This is a genomic window from Microcoleus sp. B3-D2 (assembly GCF_036705345.1).
Lineage (GTDB): Bacteria > Cyanobacteriota > Cyanobacteriia > Cyanobacteriales > Microcoleaceae > Microcoleus.
The window spans coordinates 45,589-70,953 of record NZ_JAUBUG010000009.1 but is presented as its reverse complement, the minus strand read 5'-3'; the positions used below and the strand labels follow the sequence as shown (position 1 = coordinate 70,953).

The 25,365-nt window shown below is 46.4% G+C and carries 29 protein-coding genes and 1 pseudogene; 18 read left to right on the top strand and 12 right to left on the bottom strand.

The annotated features are described in order from the left end of the window. Position 1: 1 nt before the first annotated feature. A complete protein-coding gene (gene lysA / locus QUB14_RS05550) occupies positions 2–1,435 on the bottom strand; it encodes a diaminopimelate decarboxylase (RefSeq protein WP_333215796.1) in 1,434 nt (477 codons plus the stop codon). A gap of 179 nt (positions 1,436–1,614) precedes the next feature. Between lysA and rimI (QUB14_RS05545) the strand changes: the two genes are divergently transcribed. After that, complete coding sequence (rimI, locus tag QUB14_RS05545; RefSeq protein ID WP_190661249.1) at positions 1,615–2,241, top strand: ribosomal protein S18-alanine N-acetyltransferase; 627 nt, start codon at positions 1,615–1,617, stop codon at positions 2,239–2,241. Positions 2,242–2,387: 146 nt separating this feature from the next. After that, a pseudogene (locus tag QUB14_RS05540) lies at positions 2,388–2,480 on the top strand (IS5/IS1182 family transposase); the annotation flags it as partial. A gap of 39 nt (positions 2,481–2,519) precedes the next feature. Here QUB14_RS05540 and QUB14_RS05535 read toward each other — a convergent pair. Beyond that, positions 2,520–3,464: a GIY-YIG nuclease family protein gene (locus QUB14_RS05535; RefSeq protein WP_333215709.1), complete on the bottom strand. Its 945-nt coding sequence runs from the start codon at positions 3,462–3,464 to the stop codon at positions 2,520–2,522. Positions 3,465–3,800: 336 nt separating this feature from the next. On the opposite strand from QUB14_RS05535, the gene rimI (QUB14_RS05530) reads away from it, so the two are divergent. Next, positions 3,801–4,181 (top strand): ribosomal protein S18-alanine N-acetyltransferase, encoded by a 381-nt coding sequence (gene rimI / locus QUB14_RS05530; protein WP_333215707.1) that lies wholly within the window; start codon positions 3,801–3,803, stop codon positions 4,179–4,181. 99 nt (positions 4,182–4,280) lie between these two features. Here rimI (QUB14_RS05530) and QUB14_RS05525 read toward each other — a convergent pair whose 3' ends face one another. Then, entirely contained in the window at positions 4,281–4,469 is a 189-nt protein-coding gene (locus QUB14_RS05525; RefSeq protein ID WP_333215705.1) for a hypothetical protein, read from the bottom strand. A 579-nt stretch (positions 4,470–5,048) separates the two neighbouring features. On the opposite strand from QUB14_RS05525, the gene QUB14_RS05520 reads away from it, so the two are divergent. From QUB14_RS05520 to QUB14_RS05510, 3 genes are all read left to right on the top strand, one after another. Next, positions 5,049–7,526 (top strand): ATP-dependent Clp protease ATP-binding subunit, encoded by a 2,478-nt coding sequence (locus QUB14_RS05520; RefSeq protein ID WP_190733781.1) that lies wholly within the window; start codon positions 5,049–5,051, stop codon positions 7,524–7,526. Positions 7,527–7,925: 399 nt separating this feature from the next. Further along, positions 7,926–8,519: a signal peptidase I gene (gene lepB, locus QUB14_RS05515; RefSeq protein WP_190733779.1), complete on the top strand. Its 594-nt coding sequence runs from the start codon at positions 7,926–7,928 to the stop codon at positions 8,517–8,519. A 273-nt stretch (positions 8,520–8,792) separates the two neighbouring features. After that, positions 8,793–9,116 carry a DUF1825 family protein gene (locus tag QUB14_RS05510; protein ID WP_190661255.1) on the top strand — a complete coding sequence of 108 codons (324 nt, stop codon included), beginning with the start codon at positions 8,793–8,795 and terminating at the stop codon, positions 9,114–9,116. 149 nt (positions 9,117–9,265) lie between these two features. Here QUB14_RS05510 and QUB14_RS05505 read toward each other — a convergent pair whose 3' ends face one another. Continuing rightward, positions 9,266–11,185, bottom strand: a complete 1,920-nt coding sequence (locus tag QUB14_RS05505; protein ID WP_333215702.1) for a transglycosylase domain-containing protein — start codon at positions 11,183–11,185, stop codon at positions 9,266–9,268. Positions 11,186–11,359: 174 nt separating this feature from the next. Here QUB14_RS05505 and tyrS point away from each other — a divergent pair, with 174 nt between their 5' ends. The 3 genes from tyrS to QUB14_RS05490 are packed head-to-tail and all read left to right on the top strand — an operon-like array spanning position 11,360 to position 13,953. Then, complete coding sequence (gene tyrS, locus QUB14_RS05500; protein ID WP_333215795.1) at positions 11,360–12,592, top strand: tyrosine--tRNA ligase; 1,233 nt, start codon at positions 11,360–11,362, stop codon at positions 12,590–12,592. 32 nt (positions 12,593–12,624) lie between these two features. Continuing rightward, a complete protein-coding gene (pyrF, locus tag QUB14_RS05495) occupies positions 12,625–13,335 on the top strand; it encodes an orotidine-5'-phosphate decarboxylase (RefSeq protein ID WP_333215700.1) in 711 nt (236 codons plus the stop codon). Between the two features lie 36 nt (positions 13,336–13,371). Continuing rightward, positions 13,372–13,953, top strand: a complete 582-nt coding sequence (locus QUB14_RS05490; RefSeq protein WP_333215698.1) for a hypothetical protein — start codon at positions 13,372–13,374, stop codon at positions 13,951–13,953. Between the two features lie 31 nt (positions 13,954–13,984). Here QUB14_RS05490 and QUB14_RS05485 read toward each other — a convergent pair whose 3' ends face one another. The 3 genes from QUB14_RS05485 to QUB14_RS05475 all read right to left on the bottom strand — a co-directional run bounded on the left by QUB14_RS05485 (position 13,985) and on the right by QUB14_RS05475 (position 17,080). Beyond that, entirely contained in the window at positions 13,985–14,902 is a 918-nt protein-coding gene (locus tag QUB14_RS05485) for a Bpu10I family restriction endonuclease (RefSeq protein ID WP_333215696.1), read from the bottom strand. Beyond that, the gene (locus QUB14_RS05480) at positions 14,895–16,163 is read right to left on the bottom strand and encodes a DNA methyltransferase (protein ID WP_333215694.1); all 1,269 of its coding nucleotides are present in this window, start codon (positions 16,161–16,163) and stop codon (positions 14,895–14,897) included. The genes QUB14_RS05485 and QUB14_RS05480 overlap by 8 nt, the downstream gene beginning before the upstream one ends. Positions 16,164–16,402: 239 nt before the next feature. After that, positions 16,403–17,080 carry a uracil-DNA glycosylase gene (locus QUB14_RS05475; RefSeq protein WP_333215692.1) on the bottom strand — a complete coding sequence of 226 codons (678 nt, stop codon included), beginning with the start codon at positions 17,078–17,080 and terminating at the stop codon, positions 16,403–16,405. Between the two features lie 193 nt (positions 17,081–17,273). On the opposite strand from QUB14_RS05475, the gene QUB14_RS05470 reads away from it, so the two are divergent. Continuing rightward, positions 17,274–17,945, top strand: coding sequence for a phosphoribosyltransferase family protein (locus QUB14_RS05470; protein ID WP_333215690.1), 672 nt, complete (start codon positions 17,274–17,276; stop codon positions 17,943–17,945). A gap of 42 nt (positions 17,946–17,987) precedes the next feature. After that, positions 17,988–18,278 (top strand): hypothetical protein, encoded by a 291-nt coding sequence (locus QUB14_RS05465; protein WP_190733766.1) that lies wholly within the window; start codon positions 17,988–17,990, stop codon positions 18,276–18,278. A 189-nt stretch (positions 18,279–18,467) separates the two neighbouring features. Here QUB14_RS05465 and QUB14_RS05460 read toward each other — a convergent pair whose 3' ends face one another. Both QUB14_RS05460 and QUB14_RS05455 read right to left on the bottom strand, forming a co-directional pair. Then, a complete protein-coding gene (locus tag QUB14_RS05460; protein WP_333215687.1) occupies positions 18,468–18,839 on the bottom strand; it encodes a VOC family protein in 372 nt (123 codons plus the stop codon). Positions 18,840–18,899: 60 nt separating this feature from the next. Then, positions 18,900–19,520, bottom strand: coding sequence for a histidine phosphatase family protein (locus QUB14_RS05455; protein WP_333215686.1), 621 nt, complete (start codon positions 19,518–19,520; stop codon positions 18,900–18,902). Between the two features lie 55 nt (positions 19,521–19,575). Between QUB14_RS05455 and QUB14_RS05450 the strand changes: the two genes are divergently transcribed. After that, the gene (locus QUB14_RS05450; protein WP_333215684.1) at positions 19,576–20,043 is read left to right on the top strand and encodes a hypothetical protein; all 468 of its coding nucleotides are present in this window, start codon (positions 19,576–19,578) and stop codon (positions 20,041–20,043) included. A 148-nt stretch (positions 20,044–20,191) separates the two neighbouring features. Here QUB14_RS05450 and QUB14_RS05445 read toward each other — a convergent pair whose 3' ends face one another. Beyond that, positions 20,192–20,518 (bottom strand): hypothetical protein, encoded by a 327-nt coding sequence (locus QUB14_RS05445; protein ID WP_333215682.1) that lies wholly within the window; start codon positions 20,516–20,518, stop codon positions 20,192–20,194. A gap of 154 nt (positions 20,519–20,672) precedes the next feature. Between QUB14_RS05445 and QUB14_RS05440 the strand changes: the two genes are divergently transcribed. The 6 genes from QUB14_RS05440 (at position 20,673) to QUB14_RS05415 (ending at position 23,596) form a co-directional block, all read left to right on the top strand. Further along, the gene (locus QUB14_RS05440) at positions 20,673–20,951 is read left to right on the top strand and encodes a hypothetical protein (protein WP_333215680.1); all 279 of its coding nucleotides are present in this window, start codon (positions 20,673–20,675) and stop codon (positions 20,949–20,951) included. 39 nt (positions 20,952–20,990) lie between these two features. Then, complete coding sequence (locus tag QUB14_RS05435; RefSeq protein ID WP_006632576.1) at positions 20,991–21,272, top strand: hypothetical protein; 282 nt, start codon at positions 20,991–20,993, stop codon at positions 21,270–21,272. Between the two features lie 218 nt (positions 21,273–21,490). Continuing rightward, positions 21,491–22,318, top strand: coding sequence for a PHP domain-containing protein (locus tag QUB14_RS05430; RefSeq protein WP_333215678.1), 828 nt, complete (start codon positions 21,491–21,493; stop codon positions 22,316–22,318). Positions 22,319–22,518: 200 nt separating this feature from the next. Next, on the top strand, positions 22,519–22,728 hold the full coding sequence (locus tag QUB14_RS05425) for a CsbD family protein (RefSeq protein WP_333215676.1): 210 nt from the start codon (positions 22,519–22,521) through the stop codon (positions 22,726–22,728). A gap of 227 nt (positions 22,729–22,955) precedes the next feature. Then, positions 22,956–23,216, top strand: coding sequence for a DUF433 domain-containing protein (locus QUB14_RS05420; protein WP_332943370.1), 261 nt, complete (start codon positions 22,956–22,958; stop codon positions 23,214–23,216). Beyond that, positions 23,213–23,596, top strand: a complete 384-nt coding sequence (locus QUB14_RS05415) for a DUF5615 family PIN-like protein (RefSeq protein WP_333215674.1) — start codon at positions 23,213–23,215, stop codon at positions 23,594–23,596. The genes QUB14_RS05420 and QUB14_RS05415 overlap by 4 nt, the downstream gene beginning before the upstream one ends. A 228-nt stretch (positions 23,597–23,824) precedes the next feature. Here QUB14_RS05415 and xseB read toward each other — a convergent pair whose 3' ends face one another. Together xseB and xseA are read right to left on the bottom strand one after the other, a co-directional pair. Further along, positions 23,825–24,052, bottom strand: a complete 228-nt coding sequence (xseB, locus tag QUB14_RS05410) for an exodeoxyribonuclease VII small subunit (RefSeq protein WP_333046043.1) — start codon at positions 24,050–24,052, stop codon at positions 23,825–23,827. Beyond that, a complete protein-coding gene (xseA, locus tag QUB14_RS05405) occupies positions 24,049–25,218 on the bottom strand; it encodes an exodeoxyribonuclease VII large subunit (protein ID WP_333215672.1) in 1,170 nt (389 codons plus the stop codon). The genes xseB and xseA overlap by 4 nt, the downstream gene beginning before the upstream one ends. Positions 25,219–25,365: the final 147 nt, after the last annotated feature.

Sequence of the window (25,365 nt, the reverse complement as noted above, 5' to 3'; positions counted from 1 at the left end):
TTTAACTTTTAACTTTTAACTTTTGAGCTCCGAGTCGTTCAGGAAGGCGGTCAAGCCTCAGCAAATCCTGGTAAGTTTCCCGCTGTATAATCGTGTTAACTTCCCCATTTCTAACTAAAACCGCTGCCGGTCGGGGCACTCGGTTGTAGTTAGAAGCCATGCTGTAATTGTATGCCCCTGTAGCCGGAACGGCTAGGATATCTCCGGCCCCACACTCTGGCAATTTGGCATCTTTAATCAGAACATCGCCTGATTCGCAGTGTTTCCCAGCAATTGTCACTGTTTCCGTTAAGGGAGCAGACATTTTGCCGGCTGCGAGGACTCGATAAACTGATTGATAGGTAATAGGACGCGGATTGTCCGACATCCCGCCATCGACAGCTATATACGTCCGCATTTCCGGAATGACTTTTTTAGAGCCAACGGTGTAAGCTGTAACGCAAGCTGTACCCACGAGCGATCGACCAGGTTCGCAAAGCAATTTAGGCAAGGGCAATTGCTGCCGCTCGCAAGCTGCTACCACTGCCTTGCAAATAGTACGAGCCCAATCTTCAATGCTAGGAGGATCGTCCGCTTCAGTATAGCGAATGCCCAACCCACCGCCAATATTAATTTCTGTTGCTGGCAAACCATAACTCTGTGCTTTTGTCAAGGCCTGAACTATGACTTCGGCTAAATCGTCATGGGGTTGCAGTTCAAAAATCTGAGAGCCGATGTGAGCGTGTACTCCCACGCAAAATAACGGCGGCTGTTGGCTGATGAAAGTAAATACTCGATCGAGCGAGTTGGGATCGAAGCCAAATTTACTGTCGATTTGACCCGTCTGAATGTACTCGTGGGTGTGACACTCAATTCCAGGTGTAAACCGCACCATAACTCGTGTCGGCCCACCGGTGAGGCTGCTGACACCTACTTCTCCCAACTCTGCTAGAGTTTCTAAATCCCGCCAATTGTCGGCTACGGTAGTGCAGCCGTTTTCGACAGCTAGCTGTAGTTCCTCGCGGGACTTGTTGTTACCGTGGAAGTAGATTTTGTCGGGGCTGATGCCGGCTTGCAGTGCAGTGTGGATTTCTCCGGCGGATACGACATCTATGCCTAAACCTTCCGAAGCTGCGATCGCGCAAACTGCCAAACAACTCCAAGCTTTAGAAGCATAGAGCACTTGAGATTCGCCCGGATAGTAACGCTTAAAAGCATCCCGGTACTGGGTACAAGCCGCCCGCAGCGTTTCTTCGTCTAAAATGTACAACGGCGAGCCAAATTGCTCCACCAAAGCTGTCACCTCGCAGCCTCCGATTTCCAACCGATCGCTGCTGTTAACACTGGCTGTCAGCGGTAACAGTTCTTGATTGGGCGATCGATTTTGCAGGGTCGGCTTCGACTCAGACAGATACTTAAGTCCCGATTCGACCCCGAAAGATTGAGTTGATACCATCGCGCAATAACTATCCTTACGGTCTTTCCCAGTGTACAATTGACCGCAAGCAATTGGGTCAGTTGCCCCCAGATTCATTCCGCAAGCAGGCTGACTGACTGAGACTCGATCGAACTCCGCATCCTTGCAGTGAGTAATGATCAAATCTAAAATCTCAAATCTAAAATTTAAAATCGGCTGTGCGTTTTCTACAAATTAAACATCTCGCGGCAGAACACCTCAACAGTGCAGTCGAACTCGATCGGCTGTGTTTTGGCGGACTTTGGACTTTAGAAGGCTATGGGCGTGAGTTAGGCAGTCCTAACAGCGACTTATTAGGTCTTTGGACATGGGAAACTGACGACTGTGAATCAGCTCAAAACCGGGCGGGCACGGGGGCACCGCCCCTACAGATTCCGCCAACTCTCATTGGTATCGGTTGTTTGTGGGCAATTTTAGAAGAAGCTCATATTACAATTTTGGCGATTCATCCTCGCTTTCAAGGTCAGGGTTTAGGACAAGCTCTGCTTTGGGATTTACTGAAAAAGGCTCACTATAGAGAATTAGAACGGGCAACCTTAGAAGTGCGATCGTCCAATTTGACCGCTATATCTCTTTATCAGAAGTTCGGTTTTCAGGAAGCTGGACGCAGACGTGGCTACTATGAAGATACGGGGGAAGATGCTTTGATTCTCTGGCGGGGTGGTCTTCATCATCCAGAGTTTGAGGAAGATTTAGCTAAATGGGAAGGGGAAATTCGCGATCGCCTCGCCTACTTTTACAAGAGGTCTAATGTATTGAATTTAGATGGAATATTGCCAAGTTGATAAAATTCCGTCAATTTATCACCATTTTATCTATAGCAATCCGATCTGAGTCTCAAGATATAACGATCCATTGTATTGCTAGACTCCATGTAGAGCAAGGGTTTCAAGTTTTGTGTGCCTAGAAAATTAATTAGGATTGCTATAGCCGTTATAGAAATAGAAGAAAGAGATTTGGATTGCGAGTAAACCTGCTAGCAGGAATTTATAACTATGAGCTAAAAATAGGTGAGAAATCTTAATTCCGCAAGAGGTCTGATGTTTACCAGCCTAGTATCCGACTATTTCACCTTGAGCTGAGGCAACCAGTAATCAGGAGTTGGCGGATCTGAACCAATTGTTGGCCATGTAGGATCACTATCCTGTCGTGGAACCCAACTACGGGGAATACCGAGCGAGAGAGCTTCACGAACTGAGTGCTGGGCTTTGGGCCATAAATTCTTGTACAAAAAGTCATTAAGTAGAAGAGGGAAGCCATGTGGTCCTAAAACAGGACTCCAAGTTCTGCTTACAATCTGACAGTGACTCTTGGCTTCAAAAACCACACTGGCCTCGTCTTCCGCATCTCCAGGCGTGGGAAGCCATACAAGTCTTTCACCAGGCATTAAACGCTCACGACCGTTAATTAGACCATTAGCGACGGTTCTCTTACGGTCAAGATATGGAACAGGATCATCAGTACTTCCGGGATCACTATCACTCAACCCTGAAATTTGGCTAGGTGACTCAGCTCCGTAAATCTCAAGAAGGTCACCATTTGAATGAGCCTGCCAAAGATCAATAATTTCGGCATTGCCTACCATCATATCTGTAAGACTTCTATAACTAAGGAGAGCAAATACTTGTCCAGACTTTAGTGTCAATGAGGCTCGATCTCTATCTGACAAGAAGTGTCTTTCCGAATGTTTCCAGCTATCAATACCTGCTACGTCAACAAGCGCACGACGAACCACGTCGATCGCTTCTTCTACTTTGACACGAAAAAACTCTCGCCTTCGGTTAACCCGATATTCATCAAGAAGATCGTGAGCTCTTTGCTCCACTAATTGAGGCCATGACGTAGTTGTACGATAAGCTACTTCAAAGGGTTCCGGAACACTTGTGGTGTAAAGAGCTTTAGCCCGATCCTCAGGCAAACAGGAAGTAAACCCAACCTTGACACAATCCGGCATTGAGTCATTGGTGAGGACGTAGACAAAGCCAACTTTATGAAATGGGGTAGTCATGAGTCAGAGATTGCTTTTACATCAATACAGGGGGATAGGCAGATTGTTTTGGCAGATCCCTCCATAACAGGTGGAGCTGAGGAAAGCTTCTTCATAATACGCCGATCGCGGTGGATCTGAGAAAAATTTCCGCTGTTCGGAGCTTGAGGGGGCTGGCGATCGCGATCCCCACCATGTGCCAGTTGGGAAACCGGGGACTCGGAATCAGCCAAATTTTTCACTTCCCTGGAGTCTTGTGAAAATTCCAGCACTCAAAACTTAAAACTTTTCTGGGCCACTCAAAACGGGGCGAGCACCGGGACACCGCCCCTACTGATTCCGCCAACCCTCATTGATTTGGGTTGTCTGTGGGCAATTTTAGAAGAAGCTCACATTATAATGCTGGCGATTCATCCTCAGTTTCAACGTCAGGGTTTAGGACAAGCTCTGCTTTGGGCTTTACTAACAAAGGCTAACTATAGACAATTAGAACGGGCAACCTTAGAAGTGCGGGAATCTAATTTAGCGGCAGTTTCTCTTTACCAAAAATTTTGGTTTAAAGAGGCTGGACGGCGCAAACGATACTACGAAGACACCGGAGAAGATGCTCTGGTAATGTGGCGCAGCGGTCTGGAAAAACCGGAATTTCAGCGATATTTGGCGGTTGAGAAAGTGCAGATGTGCGATCGGCTGCATCAGAGAAAATGGCATTTGGCGAGCGATAGTTTTGAGTTTTGAATGTAATTTGTTGTGCATTTAACTGGCATTGATAAATAATGGGTTACTCCATATCAATTTAGTTCAAAATCCTCATAGGGAATCAACCTCAGTATTGGACTAAACATCTGCCTGCCCGGCCATATTTACCGCTTTGCTTCGCGCTTCGATAATTTGACATATCTCGCGCCCCAAGCTGGGTTGACGTTCAATCATCGTATTTACAGCATCCGAGTAGATAACAAGAACTTGCAAATCGTCAACGGCGGCGATCGATACCGGACTTGGTTCTCCACTAAACAGTGCCATCTAGCCAAAAAACTCACCGCGCCAGATAGTCATTACCTCACTAATTGATGCAGGAGCGATCGCACAACTGACAACATGAAGACTACCCAAATTCCCAACGGATCTGAGACAAAATTTTAGATAAAGAAAGCCCAGCTCGCTCTCGCCCTCCCAAAACAACAAATTCTAGATATGGGCTGCAGGTTAAGGATGAGTTTAGGGGATCGATCGCCCATCTAACTAATAAGTTTTGTGCAAAACCCGGCCTGTACTTCGAGAATTATCACTTTTGCACCTGCATGACAGCCAAAAAGATTATGCTAGAATCCATCAATACGCAGTCGTAGGTTGGGCACGGGCCGAGAAGAGCAATCTTCTTGCAGTCTAGGGGAGGTTGTAGGTCAGCCACCATTTGGGTCTTCCCAGTTGAAAGCCACCCTGCAACATGAGCCTGGAATCTGCAACCGCAGCCGAGTGCGGCAGATAGGTTGGGAGTGTCGCGCTAGAATAAGCAGTACGAGTTAACACTCGAACACAAACGCTCGTTGTGCGAGCGTGACCTCGAAACGGGCACATAGCAGCAGGTGATGGGAATAAATCATGTTTGAACGCTTCACAGAAAAAGCAATAAAAGTAATCATGTTGGCCCAGGAAGAAGCTCGCCGCCTGGGTCACAACTTCGTAGGGACAGAACAGATCCTCCTGGGTCTGATCGGAGAAGGAACCGGGGTTGCAGCGAAAGTCCTCAAATCAATGGGCGTCAACCTGAAAGACGCGCGCATTGAAGTGGAAAAAATCATCGGTCGCGGTTCCGGCTTCGTAGCAGTCGAAATTCCGTTCACTCCCCGCGCCAAGCGGGTTCTAGAACTATCCCTAGAAGAAGCTCGCCAACTCGGACACAACTATATAGGTACTGAACACCTGCTGCTCGGTCTGATCCGCGAAGGTGAAGGAGTAGCGGCCAGAGTCTTAGAAAACCTGGGAGTAGACTTGTCGAAAGTCCGCACCCAAGTTATTCGGATGCTGGGAGAAACCGCAGAAGTCGCAGCCACTGGCGGCGGTGCCCGCACCAAAACCCCAACCCTCGACGAATTCGGCGCCAACCTGACTCAAATGGCGGTCGATGGCAAACTAGACCCAGTAGTCGGACGCCAAAAAGAAATCGAACGAGTAATTCAAATCCTCGGTCGCCGCACCAAAAATAACCCGGTGCTAATCGGGGAACCCGGAGTCGGTAAAACCGCGATCGCCGAAGGCCTGGCCCAGCGCATCGCTAACAACGACATCCCAGACATCCTGGAAGACAAGCGCGTCGTCACTCTCGACATCGGCTTGCTCGTTGCAGGGACGAAATACCGGGGCGAATTTGAAGAACGCCTCAAAAAAATCATGGACGAAATCCGCACAGCGGGTAACGTGATTTTGGTGATTGACGAAGTGCACACTTTGATCGGTGCAGGTGCGGCTGAAGGCGCGATCGACGCAGCGAACATTCTCAAGCCGGCTCTGGCAAGAGGCGAGCTCCAGTGTATCGGCGCTACCACCCTCGACGAGTACCGCAAGCACATCGAGCGCGATGCAGCCCTAGAACGGCGCTTCCAGCCCGTCATGGTCGGCGAACCCACCGTTGACGAGACGATCGAGATTCTCTTCGGTCTGCGGGAACGCTACGAACAGCACCACAAGCTGAAAATCTTGGATACAGCCCTAGAAGCTGCAGCCAAACTCTCACATCGTTACATCTCCGATCGCTTCCTCCCAGACAAAGCCATTGACTTGGTAGACGAAGCAGGTTCCAGAGTCCGCCTGATCAACTCGCAACTGCCCCCCGCAGCCAAAGAACTTGACAAAGAACTGCGCCAAGTCCTCAAAGATAAAGACGAAGCGGTGCGTTCTCAAGACTTTGACAAAGCCGGCGAATTGCGCGATCGGGAAATGACCATCAAAGCCGAAATTCGCGCAATTTCCCAAGCCAAAAAAACCGACTCGGCCCGCACCGGCGAAACCGACCCATCGCCAGTAGTCACCGAAGAAGATATCGCTCAAATCGTGGCAAGCTGGACGGGGGTCCCGGTCAACAAACTGACCGAATCCGAATCCGAAAAGCTGCTGCACATGGAAGATACCTTGCACCAGCGCTTGATCGGCCAGGAAGAAGCAGTGAAAGCCGTTTCCCGCGCCATCCGTCGCGCTCGCGTTGGCTTGAAAAATCCCAATCGCCCGATCGCCAGTTTTATCTTCTCCGGGCCTACCGGCGTCGGCAAAACCGAACTCACCAAAGCCCTAGCAGGCTACTTCTTCGGTTCCGAAGACGCCATGATTCGGCTGGATATGTCGGAGTACATGGAACGGCACACCGTCTCCAAACTCATCGGTTCTCCTCCAGGCTACGTCGGCTACAACGAAGGCGGCCAACTCACAGAAGCAGTCCGCCGCCGTCCTTACACCGTCGTGCTGTTCGACGAAATCGAAAAAGCCCACCCCGATGTCTTCAATATGCTGTTGCAAATATTGGAAGACGGCCGATTAACAGATGCCAAAGGTCGCACCGTGGACTTCAAAAACACGCTGCTAATTATGACCTCAAACATTGGTTCTAAGGTGATTGAAAAAGGTGGCGGTGGTCTCGGTTTCGAGTTCAGCGACAACCAAGCCGATGCTAATTACAACCGCATTCGTTCTTTGGTTAACGAAGAACTCAAAAACTACTTCCGCCCGGAATTCCTCAACCGACTCGACGAAATTATCGTCTTCCGTCAGTTGAACAAGGAAGAGGTCAAGGAAATCGCGGTCATCATGCTCAAAGAAGTGTTCGGTCGTTTGACAGAACAGGGAATCACCCTGGAAGTGACCGAAAAATTCAAAGAACGGCTGGTAGAAGAAGGCTACAACCCCAGCTACGGAGCCAGACCCCTGCGCCGCGCCATCATGCGCTTGCTGGAAGACAGTTTGGCTGAGGAAATCCTTTCTGGACGCATCAAAGACGGCGACACCGCTGTTGTGGATGTGGGCGAGGACGGAATTGTTAAGGTGCTGCAAGGTCAAAAGCGGGAATTGCTGCCCCAAGGCGCTGAGTAAGATTGAGTGGCGTGCGATCGCGAGTTAAGTTTGGAAATCACCAATCTCGCAGTCGCAAACAACTCAAAATCCTCACATAAAAAAGGTAGAGAATTTAAATTCTCTGCCTTTTTTATGAGTTAATATCAAGAGGAGAGTTATAGCATAAATCTTTGATTGATAGGGAAACAACAGATGCAACGCAGATGCTTTTCAAGATTGTTTGCGAATGCCTGCACTGCACGTCTAGTAATTAAGAGTGACATACTTCAATGGTAAGCTGTACTGCATTTAAATTGTATATTTCGGGCGGGTTCGCGTGTCCTACCAGCTCATGGTTTGATTATTTCTTGAAATGCAATTTAAATGCTGAGCGAGCTTAATCAGATAATTAATGGCAACTATTGAGCGAGGACTTTCATGACATCTGAAAAAAATAAGTTGGGTACACAAGTAGCAGAAAATCCGCCTGAAAGCTGGTGGCAGAAAGCGTGGAAGTCGCAGCGAGAAAATCTTCAGATAGTGATTATTGCTTTGAGTTTAGCAATAGTGATTCGAGCCGTGGTCGCCGAACCGCGCTACATACCCTCAGATTCTATGGTACCTACTTTGCACGTGGGCGATCGCGTCGTAGTCGAAAAAATCTCCTACTACCTCGAACCTCCAAAAACTGGCGACATCGTAGTATTTACTCCCCCGGAAAAGTTGCAAGAAGAAGGCTTTACCCAAGACCAAGCATTCATCAAGCGGATAATTGGCTTACCGGGTCAAACCGTCGCCGTTAAAAAAGGTTTAGTTTATCTCAACGACCAACCCCTCGTTGAAAAATATATTGCCGAACCTCCTAAATACCAGTGGGGACCTTTTCGCGTCCCAGAAAATGAATACTTTGTGATGGGAGACAACCGCAACAACAGCAACGACTCCAGCAGGTGGGGATTTTTACCTAAGCAGAACATCATTGGCCGCGCTGTAGTGCGGTTTTGGCCTCTAGAACGCATCGGGGAAGTTTGAAGTCAGTTGACAGTTGACAGTTGACAGTTGACAGTTGACTGTTGACAGTTGACTGTTGACAGTTGACTGTTGACAGTTGACAGTTGACAGTTGACTGTTGTCATCGCCAGCCCAATGCCCAATGCCCATCCCTTATGCTGTACGGAAATTTCTACTTATTCTTGTGCCTTAAGGGGTAGGGACTTCCTCCGGCAACTGATAAAATGGTACAAAAAGCAGCGGGATTTCTCGCCTAGATCAAAATTAGTAGAATATTAAAACATTAGGAAAGCTATGGGATTTTTTGATTCAGAAATTGTTCAGCAAGAAGCCAAGCTGTTGTTTGAAGACTATCAATCTCTCATCAAACTAGGTGGCAATTACGGGAAATTCGATCGCGAAGGCAAGAAAATGTTCATCGCTCAGATGGAATCAATGATGGAGCGCTACCGTATTTTTATGAAGCGCTTCGAGCTGTCTGAGGACTTCATGGCTCAGATGACTGTAGAGCAGTTAAAAACACAGCTCAATCAATTTGGCATCACGCCCCAGCAGATGTTCGATCAAATGAACTCAACGCTGGAGCGGATGAAATCTGAGCTGGAAAAACAGTCTTAGTGTCAGAAGGAAGAAGGAAGAAGGAAGAGGGAAGAAGGAAGAGGGAAGAGGGAAGAAGGAAGAGGGAAGAAGGAAGAAAAAGAAAGTATTCCCCATGCCCAATGCCCAATGCCCTGTTTGGCCAATGCCCAATGACTAATGACTGATAATTAAGGCCGCTCAAAAGATGAAGGAGGTTTGAAACTTTCTGCGGGAACACCTTCCAAAGCTTGGCTCATAAAATCACGCCAAACAGGGGCGACAATAGTACCACCAGTAGCACCGTAGCTCATCGGTCTATAATTGTCGTTGCCCATCCAAACAGCCACGGACAACTGCGGTACGTAACCCACAAACCAGATATCCCGTTCTGAAGAAGTTGTACCAGTTTTCCCAGCAGCCGGCCGCCCAAGTTGAGCCGCCCTTGCCGTTCCGCTGGTAATTACCCCTTGCAGGGCGCTGTTGACAGATGCCGCAGCCCAGGAATTGAGAACTAATTTGGGTTTAGGCGTATTGTCGAGCAAGACGTTGCCGCTGCTGTCAGTTACTTGCACGATAAACGTGGTGTCAGAATGCCAGCCGTTGTTGGCGAAGGTAGCAAAAGCTCCGGCCATTTCTAAAGGAGTGAGGTCAACGGCACCCAAGGGCAAAGAAACCACCGGTTCCATCGGACTTCTGATGCCGAGTACGCGGCAAATCTCAATCACTTTATTCAATCCGACTTCTTGGCCAAGCTTGACGGCGGGAATGTTCAGAGATACTTCCAAAGCTCTGCGGATGCTGACGGCACCGGAGAAGCCGCCACCGTAGTTTTGAGGGTAGTAGTAGCCGTCGCCGTCGCGGTAGCCGACAGGGGAGTCGTAGACAACTGAATCCGGGCCGTATTTGCCGCTAGCAAAGGCAGCGTAGTAGATAAAAGGTTTAAAAGAAGATCCGGGCTGGCGGCGTGCTTGAATGGCGCGGTTGAACTGACTCTTTTCGTAATCGACGCCGCCCACCATTGCTTTGACGAAGTGGGTGCGGGGATCGACGGCGGCTAGGGCAATTTGACCTTCGTCGCGATCGTAAAACAGCCCTTGGTAGTAAAGCCGATTGTGCCACGCTTTGACTGTTTCTTCGGCTATGCGCTGCATTTTGAGGTCGATCGTGGTTTGAACGCGCATTCCTCCCTTAACCACGGCATCTCGCCCGAAACGCCTAGTCAGTTCCTGGACTACGGCTTGTGTTACGTAAGGAACTTGAGAGCCACCAAAAGAGGTAATTTTGCCTAGCTTAATTTTTTCCTTGCGGGCTGCTGTCTCTTGAGCCGGTGTAATCCATTTAAGATCCTTCATGCGGTTTAAAACGATTTCCTGCCGCTCTTTTGCCAACTTGTAATTGACGAAAGGACTGTATTCTTCGGGGGCAGAAATTAAGCCGGCCAGCATCGCTGCTTCTGAAAGAGTCAAATTACCTGCTGACTTGTTGAAATAGCTTCGAGAGGCTGTCTCTACGCCGTACAAGTTGTGACCTAAGTAGATTTGATTCAGGTATAGTTGCAGAATTTGGTCTTTGTTGAGAATTTGCTCCAAGCGGATAGACATTACCGCTTCAGCTACCTTGCGACTAAATTTTGACTGGGGAGAAAGAAACAGGTTCTTGACTAGCTGCATAGTCATAGTCGAGCCCCCTTCCACGGTTCGACCTTTCTCTAGGTTGACTATGAGAGCTCGGGCTATCCCGCCGGGGTTGATGCCTTTGTGGGTGAAGAAGTTGCTATCTTCGATCGCCAGAACAGCTCGTTTCAGGTTGGGGGAGATTTGGTTGAGGGGTACGACATCCCGGTTGGCTTCGTCGTGGATGCTGGCTAGGGGCTTGCCGTTGATGTCGTAAATGTGGGTAGTTTCTGTGGGAGAGTAGGTTTGCAAGATCCGAACATCTGGCAAATTGCGGAAGCTGATCGCTAAGCCAACCAGTCCACCAGCGACTACGGAACTGGCAAGCATTGTCATGCTGAGTATGGTTCCGGCGGTCACTTTACTGACTGACTGAACAAACTCGAATACGGGGGCTGAGTTTTCCGTGTTATTGCGGACTGCGTTGGTTGACACGTGGATTTCACTTCCTCACTCGATTTGGGGTTTAAGACTTTTAATTTTAGATGCGAACCCTAGAGACTGTCAGCTAATGAAAGCCGGTCAGCTTTGGGATTATAGTAGCTTGATAGTTATGTTTTTATGCGTCAACCAGTGAGTGTAACTAATTCTGCTGCACTTTGGCAAAATATGATGGACGATCGCTCCCCGATGATAACTCCTAACCTTTCAGCGCTTTACCGCGGCGTCAGCGAGATTTTTCCAGATCGACCTGATTCTAGCAACCCTGACGAAAATTTAGCCCAACTGCTGGCAACAGTCGATCGACCCTTGCGCGTCAAACTGGGAATTGACCCGACAGGGAGTGACATTCACTTGGGACACAGCATTTGCGTCCGCAAGCTGCGAGCTTTTCAGGATGCCGGTCACACAGCCGTACTGCTGATCGGAGATTTTACCGCAAGAATTGGCGATCCGACAGGGAAGTCGGAGATGCGTAGCCAGTTGACAGCCGAACAAGTGGCGGAAAATGCCAAGACTTATTTAGACCAAGTGCGTCCGATTCTAGATTTTGACACGCCCGGACGTTTGGAAATTCGCTATAACTCCGAGTGGTTGTCGAAATTGGATTTGGCGAAGATTTTGGAACTGCTGGGGACGATGACGGTGCAGCAGATGCTCGCTAAAGAGGGATTTGATAATCGGATGCAGCAGGAGAATGCGATTTATCTGCATGAGTTTCTGTACCCGCTAATGCAGGGTTACGACTCGGTGGCTTTGGAAGCGGATGTGGAGTTGGGGGGAACCGACCAAAAGTTTAATATTGCCGTGGGGAGAGATTTGCAGCGACATTTTGGGATGAAACCGCAGTTTGGTTTGCTGATGCCGATTTTGATCGGGACTGACGGGGTGCAGAAGATGTCGAAGTCTTTGAACAATTATGTGGGTTTGTCGGAAGACCCGCTGACTATGTATTCTAAGTTGGAGAAAATTGCTGATAGTTCGATCGCCCAGTATTTTGAACTATTGACAGATTTGCCGCTTGATGAATTGCCAGAAAATCCGCGAGAAAAACAGAAACTTTTGGCTGTGGATGTGGTGCGCCAGTATCGGGGGAAGGAAGCGGCGGATCGCGCACAACAAGATGCAATGGCGCTGGTTAAAGGTGCTGCGGGACAAGCTGATGCTGTGGCAGAGTTTTCTTTGGCAAACGTCCAGTTTCCGGCTAAGTTGTTTTATATTCTGAGTGCTAGCGGGCTTTGTAAAAGCAGCGGTGATGCCAGGAAGTTGATGCAGGGCGGCGGGGTGAAGTTGGAGGGCGATCGGGTTTCTGATGTTAACCTTACTTTTGAATCACCTGCTGATTTATGCGGTAAGGTTTTGCAGGTTGGGAAGAATAAGTTTGTTCGTTTGGTGTCTTGAATCTCTTTTTTAACCGCAGATGAATACTGAAGATGAACGCTGATAATCGAATTATTGTTGCTTTGGATGTTTCGAGTCAAGAAGAGGCGATCGCACTTCTGGACAAACTTCCGCAAGTATCTTTTTGGAAAGTGGGTTTGGAACTGTTTGTGAGCTCCGGGCCGGGGATTTTGGAAATTTTAAAGCAGCGGGAAAAGCGGATTTTTCTCGATTTGAAGTTTCACGATATCCCGAATACTGTAGCTGGTGCTTGTCGGGCTGCTGCTAAGTATAATGTGGATTTATTGACTATCCATTCTACTTGTGGTAAAGATGCTTTGAAAGCGGCACAGTTGGCTTTGACTGAAGGGGCGGCGGCTGTGGATAAACCGAGTCCTAAGTTGATTGCAATTACCCTGTTAACGAGTTTGAATTCGCGACAGTTGGCTTTTGAGTTGAAAATACCTTTGGAGTTGCCGGAATATGCTTTGCACATGGCATTGTTGGCTAAGGAAACGGGTTTAGCTGGGGCTGTTTGTTCTCCGCAAGAAGTGGAACAGTTAAGAATGAGTTGCGGGGATGATTTTCTGTTAGTTTGTCCCGGTGTGCGTCCGAAATGGGCTGAGGGAGGGGATCAAAAGCGATCGATGACTCCGAAGGCGGCTTTGAAAGCTGGTGCGGATTATCTGGTGATTGGGCGGCCGATTACTGCTGCGTCTGATCCGGTGGCGGCTTTTACACGTATTTGTGAAGAGATTGAATAACAATATGAAGGTTTTTTAAACCGCAGGTAAATACAGATGAACACAGAGAAAATTTCATCCGCGTTTATCTGTGTTTATCTGCTGATATCTGGGGTTGCAACTCCGACTTTGGCAGTTAATTTTGTGACCAATCATGCTAACAGTATAAATGCCAGTCGGTATGATTTGTTAGCGCGATCCCCCTGTCCGGCTGATTTAGAAACTTTGGTCGCTCGCCTGTTGCAAGATTTGCCGAGTTATGCTAACCGCGTAATTGTGCGATCGCACTTTTCTCCTAACACTAATACACCGCCCGGTTACGCGCTGCCTCAAATAATTTTAGCGGGCCGCCCCGAGTTTGAACCGCTACCTTTAAATTTTGAAGATGCGCTTCCTGAAAATGCCAGTCAAGTTTTCATTACTACTTTGGAACGGCAGTATCGCGGGGAAAAACCAGTCGAAATTCAGCAATATCATTGGTTATTTTTTATTAAAACTGCGAATGGGTGGGAATTGGCAAAAATTGTTTCTCGGTTTGGTACTGCGGCGGATATTCGTTCTTTATTAGGTCAAGATAGTGAAAACGAAATTGCTGAGGCTATTCGGTTGTGGTTGCGCGATTGTCATGCAAAGCCATAACTTTCGCTGGTGCCGATAATTTTTTTTACACTTAAAAATAGCCTCTTGACAGCACGTCATCTTCGTCTAGTTCATCTTTACCAATCATCCCTTCAATCTCACTTAAAAATCTCATAAAAACTTCCGGTGCAAAGGGGTTGTTATCGAGATGATCGACAAAATAATCTTTATTTTTCTTTCTTCCCTCTACCGTACTAAAAGCACTTCTTATATTAGACGATAAGCGTTTGGCTTTTCTCAAAATTAGTATCTCATCAATAGCTGTGAGTGATGAGCTAATCGGCGACATATCAAGCCACTCACATAGCAAGAAATACTTGGCTCCTGGTACACTCAATTTTACATCCAGGGCAGTTGCGGCGCCCTCTTGAAACATGGTTTTATCAAGATTTGTTTTACACTCAGCCGCAACATAAGCAATATTTGCCTCGCGGGAGGTAGTCTCCTTAAAATCTTGGTTATGAGAGGCTTTTAGAAATATTTTCCTACTAATCGCAAAATCTTGATCCTTGGCTCGAATACTCATCCCACCGCCTTTTGGACTGAGTTTTAAACTTGACTCAAATCGTAGTGATGAAAAACACTGTGTTGGGCCAAAGGATAATTCTTTGTCCTTTAATGAATCTGCAAAGACGGTTGTAACTAAGATAGGTATAAATTCTTCAATAATTGAGTTGTCAAGTTTTAATTGCCCTTTTTGACGGTACAAAAAATCATTGTCACTGTCAAAAATTAGTTCGACGTCAATGTATCGCTTATAGGAGGTTAGATGGGATACCATCTCGGGAACAACTTTCAGATCATCCCCCCTGATGTTTTTAAGCGTTTCCAACCATTTTTTATAGTATTCGATTGCTTGATTAACACGCCGTTTATCTGTAGGAGGTAATTTCACGTTATCAAGTAATGCTGCTAGTTTGTCCCCATGTGGTTGAGTTAAATTAAACATAATTTTCTGCTTTTGGGTTGAGTATTTCAATGGTTTTCCGTGAACGCTGCAGATCGAAATAAGGTGAGGGCTGTACTGTGGCAGCCTTATCGATAGCATCCTTGATTTCATATTTTACTTGTTCATTCGCTACGGAATAAGCAGATATTAAAGCTTCTATAGCAAGAGTTCTGGCTTGATGTATGGCAAAATAATACTGTAAATCTTCTCTTTTTGTAAAGTGTAGTATATCTTCTTTGATAATTTTTCCATAACGATTTACAAAACTTCTTTCTTGACGGATATTTAAGCTAATCCCCAATACTTGACGAGCAACTTCTGCAACTAACTCCCCGTTTAAAAAAGGCGTCCCTCTAATATTTGATTCTTTACCTACTACAAATATTATTCTACTGTTATGGCTGCATATTCTTAACAATTCTTGCAAAGTATAAGCGATGTCTAAGCAATATTGAATCACAGTTAGAAATCTATTACTTCTATGCTTTCGATTAGAACCAAACTCTGATTTTGCCACCTCTAAAATTTTCCAGTTTAGTGCTTCAGTAGAACCGCGATACTGCTGATGATAGTTAAATACATTGATATAAGGGGGGGAGGTAATCACAAGATTGACGCTGGAGTTTTGTAAGGGAACGTGTCTTGCATCGGCATTGTAGGCATTTATCGGCTTTTTACTATAGGGTAGTTTAAGAACAAAAGTAGCGATATTTTCCGCAAGTGTAAAAACTCTTGATTTGGTAAGTTTTTTGTTTTCTAAGTCTAGCAATATAATTAATACTTCATGTAGGATATTAAGGAAAATTTCTTCATCATCAACGGCTACGTGTACAATTTTATCTATTAAATCATTGGGTGTAAGTTCTTTATGTATTGTTTGGAAGAGTGGCATTCTCTCCCATATCTCTGTTTTTAGTTTAGTGAGAAAACAATTGATACATTTTTCACGCTTTCTTGGTGAAAGAGTGATGAATTTATAAGTGTTAGCTAGGATTAAGGCTGCTGGATTTATTTCTGTTCCGCAGGCTTCCAGTCCGAATCTTCCTGCCTCATATAAAACTGTTCCACTACCTAAAAATGGATCAAAAATTACACTATTTTTATTGGCATATTTATCAATCAAAGCTTCGATGAACTGGGGTGAAAATTGCCCTTTCCAAGGAAGTGGATTAGTACGTTGTTTATCTTCAATGTCTAAGAGTTCTTGAGGGATTTCTTGTCTATTGATAGGAGTTTCACTAAAAATACTAGAGACAACCATAATTCGGATTTTTACTACAGGGCGTGAATTTATGAATGGAATGCGGGAACTTTTTTTGTAGATGGCAGGTAAAAATCAAAGATTTTTGGTGAAACCAGCCCCCTACCAATTGCGAATGAAAATAAATTATAATTTTTCGGTGGGTCGGGGCGGGTTTTAAGATTGTGGGTAAAAATCAGAGATTTTTGGTGAAACCAGCCCCGACAAATCAACAAGAAAAATTCATTACATTACAATTGCTATTTTAATTCATCCAATTTAGCCTTGATAGCTTGCATATCTTGCCACATATACCATTTCGGAGTTTCCGGTTCTCGGGAGGGGTTTCGCAGCAAGTAAGATGGGTGGAAAATTGGCATACACAAACGATTTTCCCATTCCATCCATTGACCTCTGATTTTACTAATGGGCCGCTTGTCGCTTAGCAAACCTTTGAGGGCTGTTGCACCGGTTAATAAAATAATTTTGGGGTCTAAGATGCGAATTTGTTCGAGCAAGTAAGGTTTGCAAGCTTCGATTTCTTTTGCTGTCGGAGGGCGGTTGTTGGGAGGGCGACATTTGATGACGTTGGCAATGAATACGTCGTTTTCTGCACTCAATCCCACGGATTCTAAAATCTTATCTAACAGTTGGCCCGATCGCCCGACGAAGGGCAATCCGGTTTCATCTTCGTTCTGTCCGGGCGCTTCTCCCACAATCAAAATTGAGGCTTGAGGATTGCCACGCCCGATGACAGCGTGAGTGCGGGTATTGCCCAATTCGCAGCGGTAGCAGCGGTTGCAGTGCTCGCCGATTTGTTCCATATTTTGATAAGTGCCGGGAGGGATGGGAATTTTGGCATTTGCTGGTATTGAGTCTGTTTGAAAAGTGGCACTTTGATTGTTGTCAAAAAGGCTGAGTTGCAAGTCGCTGGACATACATTTTACAATTAGGGAGAGATTTTGGAGTCTAGAGTTTATAGTTTAGATCGGGTTTGGTGATTTGAGATTGGCTAGATGCTTGTATGGGATGCTGTCGATTCCCTACGGGATAGCTACGCTCGCGCGTACAATCTCCAATTAACACTGGCACAATCTCCAATTGTTTGGTTGAGCTCGTACAGGCAAAAATATGTTCTCTAACCCGTTTTTTGACGATCGCGCCGATGCAGGCGAAAAACTGGCCGAGGCAGTTGTGGGCGAGTTCGGCAAGTTGAATTTAACGGCACAGGAGGCTGTGAAACCGATTGTTTACGCCTTGCCGCGCGGGGGTTTGCCCGTTGCTGTGCCGATTGCGCGCCGCTTGGGCTGTCCTTTGGATGTGGTTGTCGCCAAGAAAATTACTCGCCCAGATAATTTAGAATTGGCGATCGGGGCTGCAACGGCTGACGGTCACGTCCTCTGGGAAAAGCAAAAGCTGCTGAATTGGCGCTTGCAAAAATCCGCCCTGCCCGTGGCTCAAAATAATGCTCAATCTCTGCTGGCAGATTTGTCTCCTGGGCGCCCAAATATCAGCGCGGCGGGGGCTTTGGCGATTTTGGTAGATGACGGCATTGCTACGGGGATGACGATGGCTGTGGCGGCTAAGGCTTTGGAGTCGCAGCAACCGATGGCTTTGTGGATTTGCGCGCCTGTCGCCCCGGCAGATTTGATGGGATTTTTGGCCCAGATGGGCGATAAGTTGATCGTTCTGGAGACTCCTCACCCTTTTTACAGTGTCAGTCGCTTTTATGGGCAATTTCCGCAGGTTGAGACTGCGGAGGCTTTAAGGTGTTTGCAGCAACAAACTGAATGGCGATCGTAGGTTAAGCTAGAAGGCTAAATCTAAAAGCTCGATCGCTAAAACATGAGACCTTGGCAATATTGGTTGGACACTTTGATTCTGTCTACTCAGCACAATCCGCCTCGCTTTGTTGAGCTGGTAATGTTAACTTTGGCGATGATTTTGCTCGGGCTGTGGAGTGTAACATTGCAGTGGCAGTATTTAACGCTGTCTCTGAGTTATATAATTGGTTCGTCTTTTTCAATTTTGGTGCGGGAATCCCTCGGCCCACGGCCTCAATTCCAACTAACTCATCTGACAGCATTGCTGTTATTAATCATCAGTTTTTATAGTTTTGCTGAACTGATTAGGTAGTTAAGGCTGTTTTGATTTGTAGACGCGGGTTTGACAATGTGATTGCGAAGGTGGTGAAGCAATTGCATAACTTATATAGCAATCCTCAGCGGGTTGTGAACTAGATGTTTTTTTGAACGAACCGCGAAGACGCGAAGGACGCGAAGGAAAGATCGAGGGTTCACAAATCATTAGCCATCATCCTACATTCTAATGGGATTGATGTAAAATTATGCGGTTCCCGGCAGGATCGAAGGCATAGATTTCTAGACCGTGAGAAGCTTTGATAATTTCTCCGTTGGGCGGATAACCTAAAGCCCAAATTCTGGCGATCGCAGTTTCGATATCGCTGACTTCCAAACACAAACTGATGCCTGTTTTGGCTCGATTTGCAAATTCCGCTTTGTGGGAATCTTTTGGTTTGAATATGCCGAGTCTTAAGCCGGGGAGTTGAAATTCAGCATAGGTATTGGGAATATAAGGGTTTGGTTCTATGTCGAGAAATTTGGTGTAAAATTTAACGAGAACTTCCTTATCAAGGTCGGCTAAAGTCACTAGGGCGGCGCTGTATTGGAAACTCATATAAATTGGTAATGGGGAATTGGTAATGGAAAATTGATAATATTATAACTTTCTATCTATTTAAAATCCTCCAATTCGTCCGACTATTTCGATTTTACCTTGTCGATCGCTTGTGAGAATCACAGCTTCGCCGCTTTGCGGTACAATATCAGTGATAGCGGTAATATTTACTTGATGAGTTACCAGAATAATCGCGCCTTTTGTGTTGCGGTTGTCAACAATTAATTTGCGGATTGTCGCTGTTTGTCTGGCTTCTGTGCTACTGTCCCTAAAAAACGAGTTCAGCGCTGGTAACGGTTCGACTTTGCCTATATTTATCAGTTTTGCTGTTTCCAAACACCTACACCACTGACTGGATAAAACTCTGGCAACTTTGATGTTGCGGTTGCGAAATTCGGCTCCAATTTGCTTGGCTTGGCTTTGTCCCTGTGCTGATAAATTGCGCTGGGTGGAACAGTCACCCAACTTAAAGTTAGCAGGATCTCCCGTACCTGGGGCGATCGCGTGTCGCATTGCTACCACCAACCCCGTCTCCCCCCGCTGCAACAATTGCCACCCTGCTTGAGTTTGCGCGTTAGTTGCTGCGTCAGAACTTGCAGTTGCAGTAATTAAGCCGATCGACAATACTAAAGCTAGCGATCCGAAAAACCATTTCCAGTTGAGGTCAATCCGCGCAGCCATTGTTCCAGAACTTAGAAATTATCTTATCATATTATAATACAACAAATATTGCTCTATGGAACTCACCAATTTTATTGCTCTGTCTGTCATTATTGCCCTCGTGCTGGGGATTGGGTTGGGAACAATGACTTGGGCTTACTTCGGCAAGGGCAGCATTTCTGTACTCTTTAAAGAACCAATTTTAACTTACCCAGAATTTCCCGATACCGACAGCGGCAGTAAAGCTTCCGTTTATTTTCAACAAGGAATTGAGGCTTATCAGTCAGGAAAGTACCGCAAAGCAAAAGATAAATTTACCAGCGCTGTAGAACAAGTTTCAACTTTGGCAGAAGCTTACCACAATCGCGGCTTAGCTTGTGCAAATTTGCGATCGGATGAGGAGGCCGTTGCAGATTTGATCCGTGCCAGCGAATTATATCAACAGCAGGGGGCTGGATTTGCCCTCGACACGATTAAACAAAATCTGGCAGCCTTGAAGCAGCGCAAATTAGAACGAGAAAAACAAAAAGCAGTAGCGACCTAAATTATTAGGTTGGGCCAGTGGAACTCAACTCAACCCTAGAGTTGTGGTCTGAAAAACCCGGTTTGTTGAGTGTGGTTGGGAGAAACCGGGTTTGTTTAGAGAATTTCTATTAAAGTTGAAAATCAAGATTTCACCTTCTCCGGGTAAACTAAATTGTTCGGGAATCTTCTATTTGGTCGATTTTTGAAATCATCATTTCTCGGCTTGAGGCCACAACTCGATAGTTAGTAATGGGATCGTAAGCTTCCCATTCTTGAGTCACTTCGCTGTCTTGCCACAAAAACCATTCCCGATAAATTTCGCCGTCATCAATGTCGCCGCACAAGGGAAGCCAATCATCTCCTCCCAAGCTCTCGAAATCTCCTCCTACTAAGTCAATCCAAGCTGCAAGGATACAAGAGTCAATAACATTATTATTAACAGTGACTGCGTTAGAGTAAAGAGAAGTTTCGGGAAAACAAAGTGTGGATTTCATAAGCTGTACCTGAATGTTATGTTATTAATTTATAAAAAAATCCTCTAGGTCAGTGACAGCAGAATGCCACTATCCTAACCTCCACAGTTGCCACCTCGAAAAACCTTGACACCCAAAGCGCTCAAATGCCTCTGCCGTATGACTTGAGACCGCTTTGAGTCAAGTCGCTAGACAGGCTAAATTGAGCCACTTTGCCAAGTGGCATACAAGAAAGCCCGATCGACCAAATATTGCTGGCGAAGGATCTCGCGCATTGGGGAGCGAAGACAGTGCAACTGGTAATTCTATACTGGGTAAGTTGGCAACTTTCAGTACAGTTTTTGTGATAAAATTAGCAGTAACCGGACTTTCGTACCGACAGCCTGGTTTGGTCAAAAGCTTTCCAACGAGCTTTCCAACAGTGGTGCGATCGCCAGTTTTGATTTATTGTTAATTTTGCCAAGTCCCGATCGACTGTTAGGGAAAAAAATTTATGCAAGCAACCAACCAAGAAAGAGTTATCGATCTGACAATCCACTATACCAACGGCAAACAGCAACACTTCCAGTTCATTGCGCCAGAGGGAACAGTAGGAGAGCAAGCAACTTTAGGCACTCGCCTGCACAAAATGTTGACGGCAGACCCCATAATTCTCGAATTGGCAGATAAACTGGTAGTTATCCCAGTTCACAACATACAAAGTATTGAAATATCGCCGATTCCTTCCAAATTGCCAGAGGGTGTCCTTCACCCAATGCGAGAAATCAAGAAATAGCTAAGGTGTTCTGCATCTAAATTCAACTGAAAAGGCGGGCAAGATGCCCACCCCACGCAAGCTTTTAATAAACAGAAATGTCCCACTTAAAGGCGCGAAAACTTATTACAGCTAACAGATTGAAATTACCCAAAAACTTGTCGATCGCAGGGACGGTAGATGTCGCGTGAGTGAGGGGAATAATTGCAGATTTCGCAGACTTTGACTTACCAGAAAAAATGCTTGAGCTCCACTGTCACACTACTTATTCCGACGGCACTCTCACCCCTGCCGAACTCGTAGCCGCGGCCGCGTCCTCGGGGGTTCGCGCCTTGGCAGTCACGGATCACGATACGATGTCGGGTTGGGATGAAGCCTTCGCCGCCGCTGCTTTGCACGGTATCGAAATAGTCCCCGGACTCGAACTCAGTACAGTTCACAACGGCCGTTCGCTGCACATTTTAGGTTTTTATCCCGATGCAAATAAGTTGCGAGTTCCTTTGAACGATCGCCTGCAAGGAAGGTTTCGCCGATCGCAGGAAATGGTCGAAAAATTAGCAGCAATGGGATACGCGATCGAACTGCCCAAAACATCCCCAGGAATGGCACCGGGAAGGCCTCATATTGCCTCTGCACTTGTAAAAGCCGGTCACGCGAAATCATCGCGGGAAGCATTCGATCGCTGGCTGGGAGATGACGGCCCGGCTTATGTTCATTACGAGAAATTCTCGATCGTCGAAGGCATTGATTTACTGAAAAGTTGTGGCGCAGTACCAGTGTGGGCTCACCCTTATTTATTTCGCGGCGGCGCTGTTGAGGAAGTCTTAAAAGAATTAGTAGAGGCTGGTTTAATGGGAGTTGAAGTATACCATCCCAGCCACAGTTCCAGCCAAATTCAAAAGTTGAAAGATTTGTGTCTTCATTACGGTTTGCTGGCAACTGGCGGCAGCGATTATCACGGCCCCGACCCGGAAAGGAAAGCAGCAGATAGCACCCAATTAAATATGCTGCATTTGCCCTTAGAATTGCTCGAACCGATTAAAGTTGCTGCGGCGAGTTTGAAATAGTTTTTTAGGACGAATATTGCCGACGTATACATTTGTAAAAAAAAGGAATCCTTCGCTTTTTGAGGGAGGAATTTGCGCGCAGTAAGTCATCAGAAGAAGACCGAGGTCAAGCAGAATATAAATTAATATGAAGTTAAAGGCAATTGCAGGGGAGTTGATTTTACAATGTTACTAAAGGAACTTGCCAAACGGAGCTTATTATGAGTGCAGAAGATAGAGCAAAGGCGATCGGCAAAAATTTAGAAGGCAAAGCTCAGGAAATTTTCGGTAATATCACCGGCAACAGAAAAGACCAGGTTGAAGGCAAAGCCAAACAAGCAGAAGCCGCCGCCCGCCACGCAGCAGAAGATGCTAAAAATGCGGTGAAAAATCTGGCAGATAAAGCCAAAAGGTCGATCGACAAATTGTAGAAACTGCGTTATACCAAATCCTGGCTAATAGAATTCGCTTCATATCAAATCCTGTGTCATCAATTGGGTTTGATATGATTTATTTTTGGAAGGTGCATAAACTGGGTGACTCCTGCGATATCTCTTCAAAAGCGCAATGGAGAAGTCCTATTTTAAACCCGCCCCCACCCAACTCAACCCTAAAATTCATTACAATGAATCCATGGAAAATATCTAATTGAAAAGACATGACTCAAAATAATTTACTGTCTCGCATCTCAATCGACTCGAATATCTGCTTTGGCAAACCCTGTATTCGCGGACATCGCATCTGGGTTTCTCTGATTCTTGACTTTCTCGCTAGTGGAATGACTTTTGAAGAATTGCTTGAGGAATATCCGGGAATTGAACGAGAAGACGTTTTGGCTTGTATTGCTTATGGGGCTGAGTTGGCAAGAGATTGTTATGTGGAAATTCCTGTGGGTGAAAAAAAGGTAGTTTTAAAGTGAAGTTAAAACTTGATGAAAATTTGGGCAGCATCCGCGTTGTTTCGCTGTTACGTTTAGCTGGGCACGATGTTGCGACTGTACGGGAACAAAATTTGAGTTCAACAGCGGATGGATTGTTGATTGATATCTGTCGGAGGGAAGGTAGATGTTTGGTGACTTTGGATAGGGGGTTTGGCAATCGCCTCCGCTACAATCCTTCTGATTATTCTGGGATTGTGTTACTGCGTTTGCCTTCTCAAGCGAAACCGCAAGATTTGCAAGCGGCAGTAGAAATATTAATTCGCGGATTGGATGCGGCAGAAGTTACGGGTAAATTGTGGATTATCCGAGGGGAACAGCTTTTGGAGTATCAAGCAATATCGGAAGAGGAATCTGACTAAAAAATTAAAATAAAGGAGTGATGCAAAGTAAGCCGGTTTCTACGCAAAGAATGTCGATGTTGATTCGGTGTGTGGTAATGAGAAAGGTGGTAGCCAACCCGGATTTAGTATTATGAGTTTAACACTCCTCATAGCGAGGACTTTCGCTATGAGACAGGGAATTAATTCCCCGTCGGACTTCCGGTTTCACCCGCTATTTCACCTACATTAATCCCCGTTCACCTGCGCTTAAAAATCGGGTTCCGCGGCCAAAAGCTCGATCGACAAATCCATCTGTTCCTTCCCACGCGCCAAAAACCTTTCGCACTCCTGCCAACACTCCACAGCCACCCCAAACTGCTCGAAAACCTCCTCTAGAGGCAACTCTCCCGATTCCACCCGATCGATAATCGCTTCAATTCGATCGACCGTTTCCTCATAATTCCAGTCAGACTGGCGCAACTGCGAATCAATCATAACTTTTCTTCCGCATCCAATACTTCTACAATCTTAACTTTCAGCACGCCCCGACTCAACCTCACAGTCAATTCCTCTCCCAATTCCAAACCGTCAGTTGTGCGGACGATCGTACCGTCACTTTGGATTACCGCCGCATAACCCCTTTGCAATACCGCAGCCGGATTTAATGCGGATAACTTTTCTTGCAATACTTCCAGTTTACCAGTTGCTTGCCGCAAAGTTCGGGATGTCGCAGGCAAACGTTTTAATCGATTTTGTAACAGTTGCAAATGCTCTTGTTCTGTCTGAAATCTTGCCCGCACAGCACTTGCTAAATTGACCATTCTCTGCTTGTGTTCAAAGTAAAGATCTGCTAAAATTGGTACAGCTTGAACCGCCGCCGCAGTCGGAGTGTGGGCTCGTTTATCTGCTACTAAATCCGCGAGAGATTCGTCTCTTTCGTGCCCGATGCCTGTAATAATTGGAATCGCACAATTCGCGATCGCCCTGACAACTCTCTCATCATTAAAACAAGCCAAATCTTCCGCAGAACCGCCGCCGCGCGCTAAAACGATCACATCAGCCCTACCGTCCAATTCTACACGGGCGATCGCCCTAGCAATGGCAGCAGCAGCCAATTCTCCCTGCACTCCTGTCGGCGACAGCAACACCCGCAAACCTGGATATCTTTGGGCTAGAGTGCGCTGAATGTCTCCCCAAGCAGCGCCAGTATCGGATGTCACCACGGCCACAATTTGCGGGTGTGCGGGAATCGGGCGCTTTCTGGCGGGATCGAAGAAACCCTCAGCATCTAAGCGCGATCGCAATTGCTGCAACCGCAAAGCCTGCAATCCTTCCCCAGCCGGTAGCGATTGCACAACAGTCAACTGGTACTCGCCGCGATTTTTGTAAACCCGGATGCTTCCCAAAACCAGCAACTGTTCCCCTTTTTCCGGGATTTGCACCAATTTTTGCCGCTGAGAATTCCACACTACGCAGCGAATCGCAGCGCTTTTGTCAGTGTCGCACAGAGTGAAAAAGCAGCCGCTGGGGTGGTGCGAAACGTTCGACACCTCGCCTGTCAGCCAAACTGATTGCAGGTTGCGATCGCCCTCCAACAAGTCTTGCAGGTATGATGTTAGTCCGGCAACAGATAAAGCTGTATCGGGAAGAATTGAAGTCATCCAATTTTAGATTTTAGATTTTAGATTTTAGATGTAGGCTACTATCAATGCTTCGGACAGTGTGCGATTGCCAAGCGTAAAATAAGGGTGTCAGGGCGATTGCCGAATCGAGTTCCTAACGCAAAATCAAGGATTTCCGACTAGGAT